Annotated in this window: 16 protein-coding genes; 6 read left to right on the forward strand and 10 right to left on the reverse strand. The window is 58.7% G+C overall.

What is annotated here, in order from left to right; genetic code table 11:
- Positions 1–70: 70 nt before the first annotated feature.
- Complete coding sequence (locus B723_RS31290; protein WP_017340699.1) at positions 71–1,207, reverse strand: acyl-CoA dehydrogenase family protein; 1,137 nt, start codon at positions 1,205–1,207, stop codon at positions 71–73.
- Between the two features lie 244 nt (positions 1,208–1,451).
- On the opposite strand from B723_RS31290, the gene B723_RS31295 reads away from it, so the two are divergent.
- The 5 genes from B723_RS31295 (at position 1,452) to B723_RS31315 (ending at position 7,785) form a co-directional block, all read left to right on the forward strand.
- A complete protein-coding gene (locus tag B723_RS31295) occupies positions 1,452–2,348 on the forward strand; it encodes a GlxA family transcriptional regulator (RefSeq protein WP_193393041.1) in 897 nt (298 codons plus the stop codon).
- A gap of 189 nt (positions 2,349–2,537) precedes the next feature.
- Positions 2,538–4,484 carry a flavin monoamine oxidase family protein gene (locus tag B723_RS31300; RefSeq protein ID WP_031319113.1) on the forward strand — a complete coding sequence of 649 codons (1,947 nt, stop codon included), beginning with the start codon at positions 2,538–2,540 and terminating at the stop codon, positions 4,482–4,484.
- Between the two features lie 145 nt (positions 4,485–4,629).
- Complete coding sequence (locus B723_RS31305; RefSeq protein WP_031319114.1) at positions 4,630–5,517, forward strand: nitrilase family protein; 888 nt, start codon at positions 4,630–4,632, stop codon at positions 5,515–5,517.
- A 16-nt stretch (positions 5,518–5,533) separates the two neighbouring features.
- Entirely contained in the window at positions 5,534–6,736 is a 1,203-nt protein-coding gene (locus tag B723_RS31310) for a membrane protein (protein WP_017340703.1), read from the forward strand.
- Positions 6,737–6,804: 68 nt separating this feature from the next.
- Complete coding sequence (locus tag B723_RS31315) at positions 6,805–7,785, forward strand: asparaginase (protein ID WP_017340704.1); 981 nt, start codon at positions 6,805–6,807, stop codon at positions 7,783–7,785.
- 116 nt (positions 7,786–7,901) lie between these two features.
- Here B723_RS31315 and zapE read toward each other — a convergent pair whose 3' ends face one another.
- The 3 genes from zapE to B723_RS31330 all read right to left on the reverse strand — a co-directional run bounded on the left by zapE (position 7,902) and on the right by B723_RS31330 (position 11,096).
- A complete protein-coding gene (gene zapE, locus B723_RS31320; protein WP_017340705.1) occupies positions 7,902–8,996 on the reverse strand; it encodes a cell division protein ZapE in 1,095 nt (364 codons plus the stop codon).
- A 90-nt stretch (positions 8,997–9,086) separates the two neighbouring features.
- The gene (locus tag B723_RS31325; protein ID WP_017340706.1) at positions 9,087–10,442 is read right to left on the reverse strand and encodes a tryptophan--tRNA ligase; all 1,356 of its coding nucleotides are present in this window, start codon (positions 10,440–10,442) and stop codon (positions 9,087–9,089) included.
- Between the two features lie 24 nt (positions 10,443–10,466).
- Entirely contained in the window at positions 10,467–11,096 is a 630-nt protein-coding gene (locus tag B723_RS31330; protein ID WP_017340707.1) for an alpha/beta hydrolase, read from the reverse strand.
- Between the two features lie 144 nt (positions 11,097–11,240).
- Here B723_RS31330 and B723_RS31335 point away from each other — a divergent pair, with 144 nt between their 5' ends.
- Positions 11,241–11,675: a YhcB family protein gene (locus B723_RS31335; protein ID WP_017340708.1), complete on the forward strand. Its 435-nt coding sequence runs from the start codon at positions 11,241–11,243 to the stop codon at positions 11,673–11,675.
- A 243-nt stretch (positions 11,676–11,918) separates the two neighbouring features.
- Here B723_RS31335 and B723_RS31340 read toward each other — a convergent pair whose 3' ends face one another.
- From B723_RS31340 to B723_RS31365, 6 genes are all read right to left on the reverse strand, one after another.
- Positions 11,919–12,647, reverse strand: a complete 729-nt coding sequence (locus tag B723_RS31340; protein WP_017340709.1) for an OmpA family protein — start codon at positions 12,645–12,647, stop codon at positions 11,919–11,921.
- A gap of 101 nt (positions 12,648–12,748) precedes the next feature.
- Positions 12,749–13,390: an MBL fold metallo-hydrolase gene (locus B723_RS31345; RefSeq protein WP_017340710.1), complete on the reverse strand. Its 642-nt coding sequence runs from the start codon at positions 13,388–13,390 to the stop codon at positions 12,749–12,751.
- Positions 13,391–13,476: 86 nt separating this feature from the next.
- The gene (locus B723_RS31350) at positions 13,477–16,215 is read right to left on the reverse strand and encodes a LuxR C-terminal-related transcriptional regulator (protein ID WP_017340711.1); all 2,739 of its coding nucleotides are present in this window, start codon (positions 16,213–16,215) and stop codon (positions 13,477–13,479) included.
- Between the two features lie 175 nt (positions 16,216–16,390).
- Positions 16,391–17,755, reverse strand: a complete 1,365-nt coding sequence (locus B723_RS31355) for a DUF1329 domain-containing protein (RefSeq protein ID WP_017340712.1) — start codon at positions 17,753–17,755, stop codon at positions 16,391–16,393.
- A 28-nt stretch (positions 17,756–17,783) separates the two neighbouring features.
- Positions 17,784–19,730: a DUF1302 domain-containing protein gene (locus tag B723_RS31360; protein WP_017340713.1), complete on the reverse strand. Its 1,947-nt coding sequence runs from the start codon at positions 19,728–19,730 to the stop codon at positions 17,784–17,786.
- A gap of 337 nt (positions 19,731–20,067) precedes the next feature.
- Positions 20,068–21,750 (reverse strand): fatty acid--CoA ligase, encoded by a 1,683-nt coding sequence (locus tag B723_RS31365; protein WP_017340714.1) that lies wholly within the window; start codon positions 21,748–21,750, stop codon positions 20,068–20,070.
- Positions 21,751–21,922 lie beyond the last annotated feature (172 nt).

The raw sequence follows: 21,922 nt of genomic DNA on the forward strand, positions 1-21,922 counted from the left end.
CAGCTCCTGCATGGGCGTACACCCTGCAGGAGCTGCCGCAGGTTGCGATCTTTTCACCCATCACAGAGATTCAAAGCGACCGCGCAATAATCTCCTTCATGATCTCGTTGGTGCCGGCATAAATCCGCTGCACCCGCGCATCCGCCCACGCACGCGCAATCGGGTATTCCCACATGAATCCGTAGCCGCCATGCAACTGCACGCACTCGTCGAGCACCTTGCACTGCAGGTCCGTGCCCCAATACTTGGCCATCGCCGCCGTCGGCACGTCGAGCTTGCCTTGCAGGTGCAACTCCAGGCAGCGATCGACGAAGACCCGGCCAATCTGAATTTCGGTCGCCATTTCCGCCAGCTTGAATCGGGTGTTCTGGAAGTCGGCAATCGCCTTGCCGAACGCCTTGCGTTCGCGGGTGTACTCCAGCGTCCATTGCAGCGCAGCCTCCGCCGACGCCAATCCGCCCACAGCGACCGTCAGACGCTCCTGCGGCAATTCCTGCATCAGATACGCGAAGCCCATCCCGGCCTGCCCCAGCAGGTTTTCCTTGGGCACCCGAACGTCCTGGAAAAACAGCTCCGACGTGTCCTGCGCCTTCATGCCGACTTTCTCCAGGCGCTTGCCCTTGGCAAAGCCGGGCGTGTCGGCCTCGACCAGAAACAGACTGGTACCTTTCGCGCCCGCCTTCGGATCGGTCTTGGCCACGACAATCACCAGGTCCGCGAGATAGCCGTTGGTGATAAAGGTCTTCGAACCGTTGATCACGTATTCGTCGCCATCAAGCACCGCGGTGGTTTTCACCCCTTGCAGGTCGGAACCCGCGCCCGGCTCGGTCATGGCAATCGCCGTAACCATCTCGCCAGACACCAGTTTCGGCAGGTATTTGTGTTTCAGCGCTTCGCTGCCGTAATGCAGGATGTACGGCGCGACGATGTCCGAATGCAGGGAAAAACCGATGCCGGTCAGGCCCAGACGCCCCACTTCTTCGATCACCACCGCACTGTAGAGAAAATCAGCTCCCAGCCCGCCGTACTCTTCCGGCAAATGAGAACACAACATCCCCGCCTCCCCCGCCTTGTTCCAGAGTTGGCGATCGATATAGCCCTGTTTCTCCCACTGCCCATGAAACGGCACGGCCTCTTTTTCGAGGAAGGTTCGCACGCTGTCGCGAAAAAGTTCGTGCTCGGGACTGAACAAGGTTCTGGGGATCATGCGACACCTGTCGTTATTGTTAGAAGGAATTGACCTTCAGAGACTAAGCCCCGCATCCGATACAGGACACTGGACACATCCGACAAAAAATAAGACGATCCAGCCGTCTGGTGACCACTTTCCCCTATAAGAATAAAGTTGAATTATGTCTAACCAAGTCTCCACGCCCTTGCGGCGCGTCAGCATCCTGGCTATCGACCGGGTTTTCGCTTCCACCCTCATGCAAGCCAAGGATTTCTTCCACCTGGCCAGCCTGCGCTACGGCAAACAACTGGGCCAGGGCCTGACACCGGCGTTCGAAACGCGGCTGGTCAGCCCCGATGGCAAACCGGTGAACAGCTTCAGCGATGTGATCATGCCGGTGGACGGCGGCCTGGAAAACGCCGACGTCATCATCCTCCCGGCGTTCTGGGACGATTTCGAAACCCTTTGCCAACGTTACCCACAGGTCCTGCCGTGGCTGCGCCAGCAACATGCTCGCGGCGCGGTACTTTGTGGCGAGGCCACGGGGGTGTTCTGGCTCGCCGAAGCCGGGCTGCTCAATGGCAAGGAAGCGACCACCTACTGGCGCTTCTTCAATGCGTTTGCCGAGCGTTTCCCGAAGGTTCACCTCAAGCAGGACAAGCACCTGACCGACGCCGACAACCTGTATTGCGCTGGCGGTACGACCTCGGCGTGCGATCTCTATATCTACCTGATCGAGCGCTTCTGCGGCGCCAACGTGGCCCAGGCCGTGGCTCGCGACATTCTTTATGAAGTGCAGCGCAGCTATTCGCCGGGACGCATCGGTTTCGGCGGGCAGAAGCTGCACCAGGACGTGATCATCCTGCAGATCCAGCACTGGCTCGAAGAACATTTCGCCGACAAGTTCCGCTTCGAAGACGTCGCGCGCGAGCACGGCATGAGCATCCGCAACTTCATGCGCCGCTTCCAGACCGCCACCGGCGACAAGCCGCTGCATTACCTGCAACGCCTGCGCATTGAAACGGCAAAGGGCTTGCTGTCCGGCAGCCGCAAAAGCATCAAGACCATCAGTTATGAAGTCGGATATGACGACGCGAGTTTCTTCGCACGACTGTTCCGCCAGCACACGGAATTGTCTCCGAACCAGTATCGGCAGCAGTTTCAGCAGGCGGCTTAAACGCTCGACATTAAACACATGTGGGAGCTCGCTCCCACTGTGGACCTTGCATGTGCAGGGAGTTGGCCATGCATTTTCCTACGCAAATTGCTGAATAAAGAACGACAAAGCCACCGATCAGGCTCACAGACACAACCCCTGAAAAGTCCCAGCATCCTTCCCTGCTTTCAACATCAGGGAGGATCAACAGTGACCATCGGATCAAGCTACGAATACCCGGCACACGCGACCAAGACTGCCGCTCGAACAAAGCGCTCGACTGACGCCAAATGGACGGCACGTTTTCCAAATCCCCCAGACCTCTGCTTCGACTATCGAGCATTGGTCGAACAGGAAAACGGCATCGCCAAAGCAACCACCCCGCACCATAAGATCTGCATCATCGGCGCAGGTGTCACCGGGCTTACTGCCGCCAGAGAACTCTATCGTTGCGGCTTTACCGATATCACCCTCATTGAACAATCCAGGAGAATTGGCGGCCGGCACCTGACCGTTGCTGGAAGCCAGCGCTCCTCGATGAGCCACACACCCTTTGAAATGGGCGCAATGCGCATGCCTTTCTTCAACAGGGCAGACGAACCGCCGACAGACGGCCGCTCGCTGATGGCCTACTACGCGAAGACGTTTGATTTGGCATTTTCGGATTTCGCCAATCCCGGAAGCCAATGGGTGACCTCGACCGGAATTTATCTGCGAGAGGGCAGCATGGGCGACGGTCAAACTCCGCAAATGCTTATCTGGAAGAATGAAGATGGCCAGACACCACCTCCCGGCGATGAACTGCAAAAGGTTTATGCCAAGTGGAAAACCTTTGCCGATCGCATGACTCGGCACGTCGCAGAGGTCTACGCCAGCCAGGAATGGGAAGGCATGTGGGACGCGATCGTCGAAAAGTACCAAAACATTTCATTTCGCGACCTCGTGAGCATGGCGCCCCTTGAAGATTGGGATGAACGATCGCCGGGAGACTTCGGCGGAATGGGCATGTCCGCGCAAGAGTCGGCCATTTTCTATGCCATCGGCATCGGCGATGGCAGTTGGGGAGCGTTTTATGATGTCTGCTCCCTTTATCCCCTGCGTACTGCGATTTTCGGGTTCAGCAGCCAGTTGCAACTGATCCATGGCCGGGTGGATGCTCAGGGCGATCCGTTGGCGTCACCCTATCTGCAGAGCAAAGCCGTATTTGATTCAAAAGGGCTGACTTTCGACGGCCCCCGTTACATCGGACTCGCTGCTCTGGACGAATGTCTGCTGTTCATGAAAACCGCGGAAACCGGAAAATCTTTCTACGATCATTGCAGTGAAAGGGGCAGTGGTTTGCTGACGGATTCGTCCGTCACAAAACTCAAAAAACTGCCCGATCAAAAAATACGCGTCTGCTACGACTGGAAACACAGCCAAGACGAGCACTCCCAGGAACAGTTCGAGGACTTTGATTCGGTCATCATGACCCTTCCTTCCTGGTTGATCGAAACCCGGATCAAGCTTGAAAACTTCACGCCACACATGCTGCCTTTCGAAACGATCAATGCCTATAAAACGGCGCATTGGGAAACCAGCTGCAAAGTCTTCGCACCGCTGAAGAAATCTTTTCTTTCGAAAAACGGAAAAATCCCGCAAGCCATCGTTACCGACAGTTTTATCCACGACGTCTACACCTATCGCTACAACGATACCTACAGCTATGACTGCATCCTTTTGAGTTACACATGGGAGGACGACGCCACCAAGCTGGCCTCATTTACGGACAAGGAACTGGTAAGCAAATGCGCCAAAGAGCTGGACCGAATCCTTATGAACGCCGCCAACATCCAGGAAAAAATCTCTCCCTACATCGGGCTTGATCAAGCAGTGGTCCAACGCTGGATGACCGACAAAAATGCCCTGGGATGTGCAAAGTTGTACCGGCCCGGCACCTACTACGACGCCGTAGGCCTGATGAAATACAACAGAGACTTCGCGCATGTTTCAGGCCTGTATTTGTCCGGAGAGTCATTTTCAGTCGATGCCGGCTGGACGGAGCCTTGTTTCCGAGGCGCCGTTGATGCGGTCATTCACATCTGCAACAAAACGTCTGCGACCTTCAATGGCGGGTTTTCCTTGAGCGACTATCCACACTACAACGTCAGGGCCTGATCACTTGCAGAAGCCACGAACGGGTCTGATTAGGATCCGGACTACAACCTAAACGGAAGTGGCTGACTTACGCCGATCTGCTGATTCACCTCTTATAAACACGCAATTAAACAGCGTGAATAACTATAAAAAGAGGTCATCAACAATGAGTGAGCCAATAAGCCCTGTTCGTGTAGCAGTCGTGCAATTCGACCCTCAGGTCGGCGTGAAGAATCGTGAAGGAAATCTGCATCGCAGCCTGCAACTGGCGCTGGAAGCTGTAAACGGCGGAGCGAATCTCATCGTCCTGCCTGAACTCTCAAGCACCGGGTATTACTTCAGCAGTAGACAGGATGCGTTCGATCACTCGGAGGCGATTCCCGGAGGTGCAAGCCTGCAAGCCTGGATGGAATTCGCCCGCCAGCACAGCGTTTACCTCGTAGCCGGTCTCGCCGAGCGCGACGGCATGCAGCTGTTCAACACCGGCGTCCTGGTAGGGCCGGAAGGACTCATCGGCAAATACCGAAAGGCTCATTTGTGGAACCTGGAAAAACTGTGGTTCACGCCGGGCGATCTGGGTTTTCCGGTTTTCGATACACCGATCGGCCGTATCGGGTTGTTGATCTGTTGGGATATCTGGTTTCCGGAGGTGCCGCGAATTCTGAGTCAGCAAGGGGCGGATATCATTTGCAGCCTGAACAACTGGGTCTGGACGCCACCACCTCTGTTCGATGACGCCGGCAAGTGCATGGCTTCGTATCTGACAATGACCGCTGCGCATGTAAACAACGTGTTTATCGCCGCGGCCAGCCGAATAGGCGAAGAACGAGGGGCTCGTTATCTGGGTTGCTCGCTGATTGCCGGAACCAATGGCTGGCCGATCGGCACTGTCGCCTCGGCGGACCAACAAGAAATCCTGTTTGCCGATATCGACCTGACCAGCGCCCGCAGCGCACCCATCTGGAACAACCTGAACGATCTGCATCGCGATCGCCGAGCCGATCTCTACGATCAGATGCTCGGTTACCGCCAGCATTCGTGCCTCCCGCGCTGACAGGGGGGGTTGACTCATGCAAACCACAACCCAGAAAAAACGACTTGCCCACCGATCGCCATTCGACACGGCGATCATCCTGCTGATTATCGGCACGCTACTGCTGGCGACCTGGCTTTCATTCACCCACCGTACTGCCTGGTCCGCTCATTGGCCCGGTTACGGCGATTTGCTTTCAGGTCTTCCCGAACCAAGTGCCTGGTTACGCTGGGTGCTCGGAGACATCAGCGAAGTGGCGTTCTACAAGCACGAGTTCGCCTCTATCGGGCTGTTGGCTGGCGCCTATCTGGCCTACTGGGCGAATCGGACCGGAAGATCCTGGCAAGGTTTTGCCATCTCGTACGGCAGCGGATTATGGCCGTGGCTGGTCACCAGTTCATTGCTTGGGCTACTGCTGAGCAACCTGCTTTGGGGCTGGACGGTAACCGCCACTAGCTGGCAACCCACCTTCGCCGCCTTCGTTTCACTGCCGGCAGCAATGGTGCTGATGTTTGGCGGTGGCTGGAAGGTCACGGTCAACGGCGCAATCATGGGGGCCATGCTCGTCACACCGATGTGTCTGCTGATGGTCAATTACCTGTGCAACCCGCTGGGACTGCCCGTGGTGATTGGTAATGTCTCGGGCATGGCGGTCGCCAGCGTGCTGGCCTTTCTGCTCTGCCGTTATCTGCCAAGCCTGGTGAAGTCAGATCCATCTACAAATCCATGCGACCCAGCGCCCGAACCCACCGCCACCAAAACGCCTGACTACGGAGTGATCTGGAGTATGCGCCGAGTCTTGGCGGACTTTTCGGAAGCGCCATTCTTTGGCAACGAATGGGCGAGCCTCGGCCTGATTCTGGGCGCCTTGCTGGCGTTCACGCTTAACCCGTTGAGTCCGGTCTACGGTTCGCAGCTGCTGCCCCAGTTGATTGGTGCACAAGCACTGACCTCAGCGCTGGGTGTACTGATCTGGCGTCGGCACTGGATATCGTATGGCTGGTATCCCACCTATGTTCCGCTGGTGTCGGTGGTGCCGGCGGCGCTGCTGACGTACGGCGGCAGCTGGCAGGTCATCGTCATGAGCGCACTGCTGGGGGCCTTGATTGCGCCGCCTCTGGCGTGGGCGATTGCCAGGCGGTTGCCGGCGGACATGCATGGTTTCATCGGCAACGTTCTGTCCATGGCCATCAGTACGCTGCTGATCATTCCATTCATCGGTTTCCTGATGACCCACTAACCCCAAGCCACTCGGCTGTAGCGCGGACGCGGTACAGCCAACCTCTTCACGCTCAAGCGAGGTAGCACATGGACTTACCCGAACTGGCCATCGCGGCGCTCGGCGGCACCGTAAGCATGCAAGCCAGGAACGCCGGCGAAGGTGTTATTCCCACACTCACCGGCGAAACGCTGCTGAATTCGGTACCGGAACTGACGACACTGGCACGGGTCAACGTTGAAACACTCGGGCTTATGCCCAGCGCATCACTGGATTTCGAATTCTTGCTGAGCGTCCTGTCCTGGGCAAAATTCCAGATCAAGCAAGGTGCCGTCGGAGTTGTCATTACCCAAGGCTCGGATACCCTCGAAGAAACGGCCACCTTTTTCGACTATTTGTGGGACTGCGATGAACCGTTGGTCCTGACCGGCGCCATGCGTTCAGCGGCCCAGGCGGGGGCTGATGGTCCAGCGAATCTGTTGGATGCGTGCCGGGTAGCACTGGCTGCAGACAGCCGTCGGCGAGGCGTTCAAGTGGTCATGAACGGGCAGATTCACGCCGCGAGCGCCGTCCGAAAAACCGACTCATTGGCGTTGCAGGCGTTTTCCTCTCCCATCATCGGTCCTGCCGGCATGCTCATTGAGAACAGCGTCCGATATATGCGCCCGCCAACCCAGCGGAACATCTTGCCGCTGCCGCAGCAAACAACGCAGAAAATCGCCCTGCTGGAAGTCTCGCTTTCTGCGGACACCCTTGTCCTGAACAACATCCTCGACCTCGGATACGACGGGCTTGTAATCGCAGGATTTGGTGCAGGGCATGTTCCCGGAAACTGGTCTGATGTGATCGAAACTATCGCCCAAAAAATTCCTGTCGTCATTGCAACCCGGACAGGGTCCGGTTCTACCGCGCGATCCACCTACGGTTTTATTGGCGGCGAGATGGACTTGATCCGTAAAGGTGCGTTGATGGCTGGATTGCTTTGCCCTCGCAAAGCCCGAATTTTGTTGTGGTTGCTCGTTGGTTGCCAGCGGCAGCATCAACTGACGAGTTATCTCTGGGAAATCTGATACTCCCACCTGTGGGAAATTCTATGGCGCAGGCTCGTTCCCAGGAATTGTGGTGAGCAAACAGCGCACAAAAAAAGGGCCTGCATCAGCAGGCCTTTTTTATTTTCCGAAACGTCCTACGGCTTATGCGCCCGGGACAGGAATTCGTGGGACTGCATTTCCAGCAGCCGGCTAAGGGTGCGCTGGAACTCGAAGTTCAGGCGACCGCCGGTGTAGAGGTCTTTGAGCTCGACCTCAGCGGAAATGATCAACTTCACGTTACGGTCGTAGAACTCGTCGACCATGTTGATAAAGCGTCGGGCGATGTCGTCGGTGGTGACGCTCATCTGCTCGACACCGCTGAGCAACACGGCGTGGAAGATCTTGCCCAGTTCGATGTAATCGTTCTGGCTGCGCGGACCGTCACACAGTTCGCGGAAGTCGAACCAGGCCACGTCATCGCAGGTGCGCAAGGCACGTATCTCGCGGTTCTCGATCATCAGCACATCGTTCTCGATGGCTGCCGTGCATTCCGGCGTCAGGGCGCGGAAGCTCTTGCGCAGGCTTTCGTGGGACGCTTCGTCGAGCGGGAAGTGGAACAGCTCCGCTTGCTCGAGGTGACGCAGGCGGTAATCGACGCCGCTGTCGACGTTGACGATTTCGGTGTTCTGCTTGATCAGCGCGATGGCCGGCAGGAAGCGTGCGCGTTGCAGGCCGTCCTTGTACAGGCCGTCCGGCACGATGTTGGACGTCGCGACCAGGGTCACGCCGTTCTTGAACAGCTCTTCCATCAACGTACCGAGGATCATCGCGTCGGTAATGTCGGAGACGAAGAACTCATCGAAACAGATCACTCGCGACTCGTCGGAGAAGCGCTTGGCGATGATGGTCAGCGGGTTTTTCTCGCCGCCGAGGGTCTTCATCTCTTCGTGCACGCGCTTCATGAAGCGGTGGAAGTGAGTGCGGGTCTTTTCCTTGAACGGCAACGCTTCGAAGAAGGTGTCGACCAGGTAGGTCTTGCCGCGGCCTACGCCACCCCAGAAATACAGGCCCTTGACCGGCGCCTGCTCTTTCTTGCCGAACAGCTTGCCGAGCAGGCCCGGTTTGCTCTGCGAGGCGGCGACCAGATCGTCGTACAGGCGCTGCAAATGGCGCACGGCAGTTTCCTGCGCGGCGTCATGGAAGAATTCCGGGCGTTTCAGATCAGCTTGATATCGTTCTAGGGGCGTCATAATTCGTTAGCAAGGCAACAAAAACGGGCCGTCACTGTAGCGACGGCCCGCAGGAATGGCAATCAGCCCTTGGTCGGGCCGAGCCGTTGATTACTCCTGAACCGGTGTCAGCGCAATCCGCAGGGCGTCGATGGCGACGTCGCGAGCGGCACTGTCGGCGAAGGTCGGGCTATCGGCAACGCACTCGCCTTCCAGCCAGACACTGAAGCTCAAGTCTTCGCTGCGCACGTCCAATGGCTGGCCCGCTTGCAGTTGCTTGGTCACCTGACCGGCGGTTTTACCATCGGCGAAGTTGCGCGACAGCAGCAATTGCTCTCCATCGGCCGCCAGCAGACGGAAGCGGAAGCTGCCGTCGTCTTCACGGAAGCTGACAAAACGCGCGGCTTTTGCGGCTTTCTTCTTGGTGGTCGCCGCGACCTGAGTCTGAGCAACGAAAGAACGCAGGCCCACCGCTTCACGCAGTTCGTGGAGGAACGGTGTCGCCACCGAGCGAGCCTTTTTGGCACCGACTTGCAGGATGTCTTCCAGATCCGCCGGGCGCTCGATCAGCTGGTGATAACGCTCACGGGACTCGCCCAATTCGCTGTCGAGCAGCTGGAACAGGCGATTCTTCGCCTCGCCCCAACCCAGCCCCAGCAACAGTTCGCGGCGGAATTCGTCGGACTGCGCCGGGGTGGCGAAGGCCTGGAACAGCGTGAACAGGTGCGAATTGTCCGGATCTTTGGCTTCGCCCGGCGCGCGGGAGTCGGTGACGATCCGCGAGATGGCGTCCTTCATTTCCTTGGCGCTGCTGAACAACGGGATGGTGTTGTCGTAGCTCTTCGACATCTTGCGACCGTCGAGGCCTGGCAGCGTGGCGACGCTTTCTTCGATCAGCGCCTCGGGCATGGTGAAGAATTCTTTGCCCTGGCCGAACAGGTGGTTGAAGCGCTGGCCGATGTCCCGGGCCATTTCCACGTGCTGGATCTGGTCACGACCGACCGGCACCTTGTGGGCGTTGAACATCAGAATGTCTGCGGCCATCAGCACCGGATAGCTGTACAGGCCCATGGTGATGCCGGCATCCGGGTCTTCGCCGGTTTCGACGTTCTTGTCCACCGAGGCCTTGTAGGCGTGTGCGCGGTTGAGCAGCCCCTTGGCGGCGACGCAGGTCAGCAGCCAGGTCAGCTCGGGAATTTCCGGGATGTCGGACTGGCGATAGAACGTCACGCGGTCCACATCCAGGCCACCGGCCAGCCAGGTCGCGGCGATTTCCAGACGCGAGCGCTGGATGCGCAGCGGGTCATCGCATTTGATCAGGGCGTGGTAGTCGGCCAGGAAGTAGAACGAATCGGCATTGCTGTCGCGGCTGGCAAGGATCGCCGGGCGGATGGCGCCGGCGTAGTTGCCCAGGTGCGGCGTGCCGGTGGTGGTGATGCCGGTGAGAATACGGGTACGAGTCGTCATGGGTAATCGCTTGTCAGACTGCAATCAATTCGAAAGACGCGGCAGGATCAGATCCTTGAGATCAGTCAGCTTGCCATGAAAAAAGTGTCCGCATTCTGCCACTTTCAGCAGCTCATGGGGGCGCTCGAGTTTCGAGGACCAGTCGTAGACAAGTTGCGGATCGATGACTTCGTCGGTTTCCGGCTGGATCAGGGTCAGTTCGCCATGCTGCGGCAGTTGATCCTGATCTCCCAGACGCATGACCGCAGGCGCGATCATGAACACATGCTTGAGCTGCTCGCCCTTCACTTCCAGGCGTCCGCCGAGACTGGCTGCAACAAATCCGCCGAAGGAGAAACCGAACAGCGTCAGCGGCAAATCAGGATGCTCGGCCCGCAGCCATTCGGCCGCCGCCTGAGCATCGTCGACTTCGCCGGTGCCCATGTCGTGCGTGCCTTCGCTGGCACCGACGCCACGGTAATTGAAACGCAAAGTAACCAAACCGGCATCGCGCGCGGTGCGCTGCAGGGTCGAGACCACTTTGTTGAGCATCGTGCCTCCCTGCACCGGGTTCGGGTGGCAGATCAGCGCAATGCCACGAGGCGCTTCATTGTTCAGGTAAAGCGCTTCCAGTTGGCCGACCGGGCCATCAATCACTACAGGGGTTTCGCGCATAAGCAAGGAAGGAACTCCGTGACCTCGAATCGGGTCGACTCGTCTAGCAAATTGTCTGTGCCGATGTATTGCGAGTGAATCGCGGTATACAGCGCAGGTTCGAGCCGTTAACGTAAAGCAAAGCCGTTTATAGAGGAAGGACTCGTGGAACACTCGCTCTTAGTTTGGTTGTTGCCGACTCTTGCCCTGGTTGTGGGTGTCGCCATTGGTTTCCTGATCGCTCGCCTGGTGCCGAACGCCGCGCCGAGCAGCACACAACGTCAGCTGGAAGACATTCAGGAACGTTTCGACAGTTATCAGAACGAAGTGGTCACCCACTTCAACAGCACTGCAACCCTGGTCAAGAAACTGACTCAGAGCTATCAGGAAGTGCAGGATCATCTCGCCGAGGGTGCCAATCGCCTGGCCCTGGACGAGCAGACCCGCCAACGCCTGCTGGCCTCGCTGCACGCCGACGCGGCAGCCGCCCCACGGGAGCGCCTGACGCCGCCGCGCAATCAGGAGCCGCCTCGCGATTACGCCCCCAAAGCCCCGAACGCGCCGGGCATGCTCGATGAGCATTACGGCCTGAAGAAGTAATCAGGTTTCACGCGACATGAAGAAGCCCCCGGATGAGTGATTGTCCGGGGGCTTTTATTTCCAATGTGCTCTTCGCTGAAACGGGCGGCCTCCGGTAGGAGCTGTCGAGTGCAACGAGGGCTTTTGATTTTTTTAGAAGCAAGATCAAAAGATCGCAGCCTGCGGCAGCTCCCACACAAAAAAAAACCGCCCGATCTGTTGAGAATCGGGCGGTTTTTTTACGCCTGGGGTTCAGTCAGACGATTATGGATACTGTTGAACAGTACCTTGCTGCTGACCACCATACTGCTGACCCGGAATGGCCTTCAGGTTGACCTCGACCCGACGGTTCTGCGCCCGGCCATTGACGTCAGCGTTGCTGGCAACCGGATTGTCCGGACCGGCACCCCGTGCCGACAGGTTCGCACCGCTCACGCCTTGCGACGTCAGGTAGGTTGCCACGCTCTGGGCGCGACGCTGGGACAGGTCCATGTTGTGCTGACGGCTGCCGGTGCTGTCGGTGTAGCCGACGATCTCGATCTGGTTCTGGTTGAACTCCTTGAGCGAGCCTGCCAGGTTGTTCAGCGGCTGATAGAAGCTTGAGGCGATGTTCGCTGAATCGGTGGCGAACGTGATATTGCCAGGCATGATCAGCTTGATCTGATCGCCCTGGCGCTGCACTTCGACGCCGGTATTGGCCATGCTCGCGCGCAGCTTTTTCTCTTGCTGGTCGGCGTAGTAACCGTAACCGGCAGCGGAAGCCCCCACCACGGCGGCACCAATCAGCGCCCCCTTGCCTCGGTTGTTGTGGTCAATGGCGGCACCGGCCAATGCGCCGGCCAGAGCACCGAGGCCACCGTACTTCGCGGTTTTGCTCATGCCCGTGGAACCACCGTCGGCCTGGCCTTGATTGTCGTAAGGATTAGGCGAGGCACAGCCCGACAGCAAAGCCACAGCCGTAGCGACAATAATCAAACGCTGCTTGGTGAACATGAAGAGCTCCTACTTTCTGCATTCTAGGGTGCAACGGAACAAGGCATCGGCCTTAGCGGGCTTTGGATCATTTCGGGCGGCGAAAATTCCATCGGCTACCGTCAGGCCCGCACAAAAGGGTTGTCACGCATTTCATCGCCCAGGCGCGTGTCCGGCCCGTGCCCCGTCACCACTGTCGCGTCCTCATCAAGCGTATACAGCCGTTGCTTGATCGAACGCACGATGGTCGCCTGATCGCCACCCCACAAATCCGTGCGCCCTACCCCGCGACGAAACAGCGTGTCACCGGCAATCAGCAGCTTGGCCTCTGAAAACCAGAAGCTCATGGACCCCGGCGTGTGACCGGGCGTATGCAATGCCACGCCGCAGCCGCAGGCCAGTTCTTCATCATCAGACAACCAGCGATCGGGGGATGGAACCGGGGTATAAGGCACACCGAACATCTGGCATTGCATCTCCAGATTGTCCCAGAGGAACTGATCTTCCTTGTGCAGATGCAAGGTCGCGCCGGTTTTTTCCTTCAACTGACCGGAAGCCAGGAAATGATCCAGGTGCGCGTGGGTGTGAATGATGCTGACTACCTTCAGGCCCAAGGCGTCGAGCCGAGCCAGGATCAGCTCGTGATTACCACCCGGATCGACCACGATGGCCTTTTTCGTTACCGGATCGCCGATGATCGTGCAGTTGCACTGCAACGGGCCGACTGGGAAAGTTTCGCGGATGAGGGTCGGTAGTTGGGACATCGGGGCATGCTCGATAAACAGGGACGGGGGATTTTCGCACACATTGGCATCCCGCCCTTTACCGCCATGTGTATCGACAAACGACGTCAGCCCAAAACGCCCAACGCCTTCGCCCGAGCCACCGCCTGCGTGCGACGCTCAACCCCGAGTTTGCTGTTGATGTGGCTGGCATGGGTTTTAACCGTGTGCAGGGAAATAAACAGCTGGTCGCTGATTTCCTGGTTCGAGCAGCCTTGGGCAATGAGTTTCAGAACTGACAGTTCCCGGGAGCTGAGCTGTTCGCAGGATTGTGAGGGTTCCGGGGCAATGCGTGCAGCGACAAGGGGGAGCCGTTCTGAAAGGCTCTGCGAAACCGCCGCTTTTGCGCAGTTCTGCAGCTGCTCGCGAACCCAGTCAGGATATCTGCTCAACAAACCGTCAAAAGGCTGCAACGCGCCGCCGCTGGCCGCTTCCAGGGACTGAGCGAAGGCTTGACGGGCTTCAGGCTCACGGTTGTGCGCAAGGAGCAGTTCGGTTTTCTGTGTCAGGGCCATCACACTGAGCAACTGCCGACCGGATTGCTGACCATGCTCGAGCAACGCGTTCAATCGCCCCTCGGCCAGCATCGGTTGCGCCTGAATGACCTCCAGCAAGGCCTGTTGCAACTCGATATGCAGCGGCAGTTGCGGATGGAATTCCGGAGGCGCCGCCGGCTTTTCGCCGTTGTAGGTCTGGCCCAGTCGCGCCAGCCAGGCCTCCGCCAGATCGGTACGGCCCTGAGCCAGCCAGAGCTCGCATTTGACCAGGGTGATCATCGCCAGGTAGTAGATCGGCGGTACGTCCCAGATGTGCATCAGCCGTTCGGCTTCGGCGAGTTCGGCAAACGCCTTGGCGAATTCACCGCTGCTGCCTTCGAGCCTGGCGATCACGCAGTGGCCGATCAGTACGCTGATGTCCCGGCAGGCACGAGCTTCAGTCAACCCCGCCTGCAAGCGCACCTGCGCCGCCTGCGGTTGCAGGCGCAGGGCCAGCAGAAACCCCTCGTACAAGGTCAGCCGGGCGCGTACGGCATAGAGTCGTTGCGGCGACAGACCTTGCAGTCGTTGCAGCCCTTGGCGCACCTCATCCAGCGAACGCAGGATTTCCCCTCGCGCCTGCAGCACCCGGGCGCGATCGTAATGGGCCAACGCTTCGAACAATGGATTACCCACCCGTTGCGCCAGCTCCAGGGAATCACGGTTCAGGCCGCGCGCCCGCCATAAGTCGCCGTCGGCAATGGCCAGGTTGGACAGGGTTGAAAGGCACATCAGGCGCTGGCCGTAACGCTTGGACGGCAGACTCTCCAGCGCTTCGGTGCAATACAGCAGCGTCAATTCGCGATTGCCGCGACCGCGCGCAATGATCCCGCTCAAGGCCAGCCATTGCGCCAGCATGGACTTCTGCGCAGTGGCCGACGGCGCCGGCAGGAAGCGGCTCAGGTGACTGGCCAGCTCCTCGGCGGCATCCAGCTGACAGGCCAGCCCCAGCGCCCAGCTGTAGAGCACGATCAAGCGTGGCGTGCTGATCAGCAGGCTGTCGGGCAAGTCCATTTTCCAGCGCAGCAACATGCCGACGTTCTGTTCGGCCAGCAGTTGTTCTTCGGAAAGGTTCTGTACCAGGTTGGCCGCCACGTCCAGGTGCCCGGCGCGCAACGCCTGTTCCACCGCTTCATCGAGCAGGCCCTGGGCATTGAACCAGCGACAGGCGCGCAGGTGCAGGCTGGCCGCCGGCACCATTGCCTGACGGGTAGGCCGGGTGCGCAGCAGGTCGGAAAACAGGTGGTGATAACGATACCAGTGACCGTGTTCGTCCAGCGGTACCAGGAACACCTGATGCGCGAGCAGAAAACCCAGGATCTCGGCACTGTCATGCGCCTCGCGAACGGCGTCGCACAGTTCGCTGCAAAAACGCTCCTGAGGCGCTGTGTCATACAGAAATGCCTGCACCTCGGCGGGCAGGCAATCGATGACTTCTTCGAGCAGGTAATCGCGAATCAGCCCTTCCCCACCGTGCAGGGACTGGGGCAACGCGCCTTCGGAGCCTGCTTCGGAAGCCGCCAGCAACCAGAAACGCAAGCCAGCGACCCAGCCCTCGCTGCGCTGGATCAGGCTCTCCAGCGCTTCGCCGCGCAGGGAGGTGCTGTGTCGATCGAGCAGGGTCAAGGCTTCGTCGTGGGTCAGGCGCAGATCCTGTTCATGCAATTCGAGCAATTGCCGCGACAGGCGCAGGCGTGCCAGATGCCAGTCCGGACGCTGACGACTGGTGACCATCACCAGCAAGCCGTCGGGAAGATGATTGAGGAAAAATTGCAGGCAACGATCGAGCACCGGCCCCTGGGCCAGATGGTAATCATCGAGTACCAGCAGCAGTGGCGCCGTCGGCAACAAATGCACGGCCAACTCGTCGAGCAAACCGTCCAGCCATTCTTCGAAGGCAAACGGCTGATGCCGCTGACGCATTTTCAACAGGCCCAGGGACTGCCTGCCCAATTGCGGGAAAAAATCCTGAAGGCCTTCGAGCAACCGCTCGAGAAATCGGCCGGGGTCGTTGTCTCGCGGACTCAACCCCAGCCACAGACTTTGCCAGTGAGCTGGCAGCCCTTGGCAGAACTCTACCGCCAGCGAACTCTTGCCAAACCCCGCCGGTGCGCTGACCAGCAACAGCCTGCCACCAAGGCCGGCACTCAGACGCTCGCATAAACGAGGCCGCAGCACGTGCCCGTCAGGCAGCGGTGGCCGAAAGAAACGGCCGTCCAGTGTCGCGACGGCAACGCTTGCGGGGCCCGGGAGTGGGGACAGATCAGTCATGGCCGGCTCTTGTTTGAAATGCTGTTGGCGGCGTTGCAGATGTCCGCAGACTAGCGGTAAACGAAGAGGTATTGAAGGTTATTGCTACAAATGGCTACAAAAAGTCTACACGCAAAAAAAAGCCCCGAACCAGTCGGGGCTTTTTTTCGAGGATGCGGCCTCAGTTCAGTTCAGCTTATCGAACCCCGGACTGACGCAATGCCGCCGGAGTGAAGTCGCTGGTCGTGGCGGTGAAGCCGAAGTTATACGCCGACTTCTCTTCGTTCTTCATACCGAGTGCCAGGTAACGACCGGACTGCAGGTCGTACAGGGTTTCCAGGGTGTACCACGGCACTTGAACGTTGTAGTAGTTCTGGGAGTGAGCTTCCGCCACACGCCACAGTTGGTTACGACCGTCGTAGTGATCGATGACCGCTGCTTGCCAGGTGTCTTCGTCGATGTAGAAGTCACGCTTGGCGTAGATGTGACGCTGACCTTCCTTCAAGGTTGCCACGACATGCCAGACCCGACGCAGCTCGTAACGAGCCAGGTCCTGGTTGATGTGACCGGCCTTGATGATGTCGCTGTACTTCAGCTTCGGATCGTCGAGTTTGTAGCTGTCGGAGGCGATGTACATCTCCTTCTTGCCTTCGAGTTTCCAGTCGTAACGATCCGGGGCACCGTTGTACATATCCAGGTTGTCAGAGGTACGCAAGCCGTCTGCCGCAGTACCCGGCCCGTCATAGGACACTTGTGGCGCACGACGCACGCGACGTTGACCGGCGTTGTAGACCCACGCCGAACGAGGTTCCGCAACCTGGTCGAGGGTTTCGTGCACCAGCAGCACACCACCGGCCAGACGCGCCGGCGCGGTCACTTCCTGCTTGAAGTAGAACAGGATGTTGCCCGGGTTCGCCGGATCGTAATCCTTCATCTTGTCGCGGAACACGAACTGGTCCTGGAAGTACACCAGACTGTACGAACCGTTCGGCTGCGGCGTGGCCTGAGTCACCAGACGGGTCACGCTGCCACCGCGGTAGCGGGTGATGTGGTTCCAGATAACCTCGATGCCGGTCTTTGGAATCGGGAACGGTACGGCTGTCTCGAAGTTTTTCAGCCCGTTGCCGCCGGACACCAGTTCCGTGGCAGTGGCGTTTTTCTTGATGGCCGCGAACACGTCATCCGGCACGGTCGCGCCGCGATGGGACGGGTAGACCGGCATCTTGAAGGTTTCCGGGTAGCGCTTGAACATCGCGTACTGGCCCGGAGCAAGCTTGTCCTTGTACTGGTCGACGTTTTGCGCCGTGATGGTGAACAGCGGTTTTTCACTGGCGTACGGGTCGGACAGGAAACCCTTGCTGTCGACAGCGCCAGCGTTTTTCGGCAACGGCTTCCAGGCCGGAATCGAACCGTCGGCATTGCCGGCCATCTCGGCGCCCATCGGCGTCAGACTCTTGCCCAGCTTGTCCGCTTCGGCCGCAGGGACCGCTGCCATGACGCTGGTCGCCAGCAGCGTTAGCCCCAGAAATCCAGCGTGGAACAGACTCTTTGTTGTTTTCATAGGTGTGTTCGTCCTGAAAATGCAGTGCTTAGAAGTTCACGCCGAAGCTGAGCGCAACGAAGTCGCGGTCATCCACAGTGGTGTACTTGCCGTCAAAGAAGTTGGTGTACGCCAGGGACGCGGTGTAGGTGTTCTGGTACTCGGCGTCGAGACCCAGGCTGACCGCTTTGCGACCTTCCTCGAAGTTGCCGCCAGGACCTGGCGAGTAACCGTCCACGTCATGGGACCAGGCAATGTTCGGCTTGAGGTTTACACCGGCGAACACGCTGTTGTAGTCCCAAATGGCACGAGCACGATAACCCCAGGAATCTGTGGTGGTGAAACCATCGTTTTCGCAGTAGCGATTGACGTTGTTTTGTGGTCCGCCCGCCAGGGTGCCGGTGTTCAATGTCTGGCACTGACCACCTGGCAATGGACCAGGGCCGTAGCTCGGGTCACGACCGTAACGCGCTTTCGACGTGCTTTCCAGGCCGCCGACGTGGGTCCAGCCAACCTCGCCAACCAGGGTCAGGCGCTCGGCACCCATCACCTGATCAAAGAAGTGCGTGAAGGTAGTCTGGAGCTGAGTGACTTCCTTGCGGCGATAGCCATGTTGATCCTCTCCCGGACGTCCTTGCAGCACGGAAACGTTAGGGTTCAATGGCGTCAGGCCGGAATACAGAATGTCGGTGGTGTTGAGTTGCACCGGCGCGTTCGGACGGTAGCTGACTTCACCACTCCACGCCGTACCGGTAGGCAACGTGGTGGAGAAGCTCAAGCCATACAGGCGAATGTCTTCAGGGTACTCGACGAAATAGCTGGAGTTCCCCACCACTTGGAACGGCAGTAATTGTGCAGCCAGACCCGTCTGCCCCCCCACAATGGCGCCCGGAATACCCGCGCCAACCAGTGCGCCACCCAGAGCTTGCGCGCTGTAAGCACTGGCCGGAGCGCCTTTGCCGCTGAAGATCGGCGCACGGCTGTGGTAGTTCATGAAATAGCCACCGAACTCGGTGTCCAGCGGTTCGAACATGTATTTGAAGGACACGCCGAACTGACCGCTGTCGCGTGCATCACGATCCGGACCGCGACGGACGACGGCACCTTCATCCGGGTTGCCCCAGGTCACGCCCCGGGCAGACAGGGTGTTGATCGCAGCATTACGAAACCCCGCCGGCAGCCCCGCGGCCGCCAATGAGCTATTGAGCCCGTTACGAGTCCGCAGCACGGCCAGGTTTTGGTCGCAGCCATCCGAAATCACGTCCGGTTGCGAGAAGAACGTGCCGCAGTTGTCGGTAACAGTCTGGTCCCATTCCAGTTGATAGAACGCTTCGGTCGACAGGTTCTCGGTCAGGCTTTGGGACACGTAGAACATGTTGACCGGGATCAGGCCTTCCTTGATCTCGGCACCTGGACGGCGGAACGCGGAAACGTCGATCGGGTTGATCGAGTTGATGCCGCCGCCGATGAACGTACTCTCACCCCAGCTCACGACCTGCTTGCCCAGACGCACGGAACCCGGCTCATCGGCAATCGAGTAGTTGTGGTAGATGAAGGCGTCGAGAATTTGCCCGCCGGAGGACTTGGCGCCTTCCTTGCGGTTGCTGTCGCTGATGTCCTTGAACGGACGGTCTTCGTCCTTGAGTTCGAAGTCATACCAGTATTTGCCCCGGACGAAAATGCCGGTGTCGCCATATTTCAATTCAAGATCATGGATGCCTTTGAAGATCTTCGAGAAGGTTTCCCCGCTCTTGAAGTTCAAGTGACCGTCATCGGAGGTCTGGGACAGGCCGCGACCGCCGTTGTTGACGCCGATGAGGTTCTTGTTGGCGCTTTCGGTAGACCAACTGGCACCAATCGACAGGGATGAGTCGAACTGACCTTCGATTTCACCAACGTTGAAACTGACGCCGAATGCGGGCCCGGCGAGCGAAGAGGCAAGACTGACAGCCAGGGGCAGTTTAGCCCGGCGCCAGAACTGGTTTACTGATGTCATCGACGCTACTCCATGTGCATTATTGTTATGGCAGTGAGTACTTTTAAAAACGCTGTGGATGACCGGGGGCCAAGGCCTCCCGAAATCATTCCAAAGTTGCATCGCCCCGTTTTGTGCGTGTGCCCCGTTCTTAAAAATCCTTGAGCGGACTATAGCCAGCAGGTAGTACTGCTTGATCCCTCTAAAGTGTGATTTGCAGCTGCCAGCCACTCTGGAACAGTCCTTTCGCCAGACCGACACCTGTCGGCACGGGAAGGATGGCTGAAAATTCGGATTTCACAAGCCAAGCGCTTGCTTGGTGGGGCTGGCGTGCCCTTTTGGGGCACGCCGGAAGACGCTAAAGCGTCGAGAGGAAGGTGCTGTTGTTGGCTTGCCATTCGGTGATGTCGACGCGGATGCGTTTCTTGTCGAGCTTGCCGACGCTGGTCTTGGGAATTTCAGTAACAAGGGCGATCTGACTAGGGATAGCCCACTTGCTCAGGTGCCCCAGCTCCACAAACGGCTTGAGGTGTTCTTTGAGTTCTTTGGCCCCGATTGCATGGCCCTCGCGGATCACCAGCAGGGCAAACGGGCGCTCGCCCCACTGCGGATCGGCAATGCCCACCACTGCTACTTCGCGTACCGCTGCGTGGCGACTGATCAGGTCTTCGAGGTCCAGGGAGGAAATCCATTCGCCACCGGTCTTGATCACGTCCTTGATCCGGTCGCGAATATCGATCACGCCCATGCTGTCCAGCGTCGCCACGTCTCCGGTGTGCAGCCAGCCGCCAGCCCAGAGCTCGGCGCCCTTTTGCGGCTCATTGAAATAACCTTCGGTGAGCCACGGCGCGCGCAGCACCAGTTCGCCCTGAGTCTCGCCATCGGCAGGCAGGAAGTTGCCATCGGTGTCGACGATCGCCGCCTCCACCAAAGGTCCCGGCACGCCGGCCTTGATTCGATACGTGGTGCGCTCGTCTTCGGTGCCGGCCATCAACTCGTCATTGAGGTGCGCGCACGAAACCAGTGGCCCGGTTTCCGACATGCCGTAAGCGGCGGTCAGCTGAATGCCCTTGGCCTTGGCCGCTTCGTACAACGCACGATTCAACGCGCTGCCGCCGATGACGATTTTCCAGCCAGCGAAATCCGTGCCTTGCGCAGCCTTGGCATTCAGGACCATTTGCAGGATGGTCGGGACGCAGTGCGAAAAGGTGACCTTTTCCTTGCGCCACAGCTCCACCAGGTATTCCGGATCGTAGCGCCCCGGATAAACCTGCTTGAGCCCGAGCATCGTCGCCACATATGGCAAACCCCAGGCGTGCACATGGAACATCGGAGTGATCGGCATGTACACGTCGTTAGTGCCCAACAGCCGCACGCTGTCGATGGCGCCCATGATGGTCGACACACCCATGGTGTGCAGCACCAGTTGCCGATGGGTGAAATACACGCCCTTGGGATTGCCGGTGGTGCCGGTGGTGTAGAACGTGGTCGCAACCGAGTTCTCGTCGAAATCCTGGAAGTCGTAGTGCGTGCTCGCGTCCGCCAGCAATTGCTCGTATTCGCCGACGAGGTTCGGCAAGTCGGCGGTTTTTTCCGGCAGATCGGTCAGCAGCAGGGTTTTTTCCACCGTGGTCAGGTGACCGGCAATCGCGTTGTACAGCCCGACGAACTCGCTGTTGACCAGCACGAAGCGGTCTTCGGCGTGGTTCATGGTGTAGAGAATCTGTTCCGGCGACAGGCGCACATTGATGGTGTGGATCACCGCGCCGATCATCGGGATGGCAAACATGCATTCCAGGTAGCGATGGCTGTCCCAGTCCATCACCGCCACGGTATCGCCGGCCTTGACGCCGGCTGCCGTCAGTACGTTGGCCAGGCGTGCGACCCGTTCGATCAGGGTCGGATAGCTGTAGCGCAACTGATCGCGGTAGATGATCTCGCGGGTTTTCTCATAGCGCGCGCCAGACATCAGCAGCCGTTTGATCAGCAACGGGTACTGGTAAGCGCCTTCGGCTGGGGGGATAACGCGAGTCTGCAACATAAGAATCCCTTTTCTGACTGCACGGTCGTGACTGAAAGTAAGCACTCTAGTGCCCTTCCATGACAACCAAATCAGCCGAAGGAATGATTTGCAACATCCAGCAAATGCTAGCGTTGCGCCAGCACTCAACTGCAATCCGGTCCTGTAGGAGCTGCCGAAGACTGCGCCTACA

This window comes from Pseudomonas fluorescens NCIMB 11764 (assembly GCF_000293885.2).
In the GTDB taxonomy this organism is placed as follows: domain Bacteria; phylum Pseudomonadota; class Gammaproteobacteria; order Pseudomonadales; family Pseudomonadaceae; genus Aquipseudomonas; species Aquipseudomonas fluorescens_B.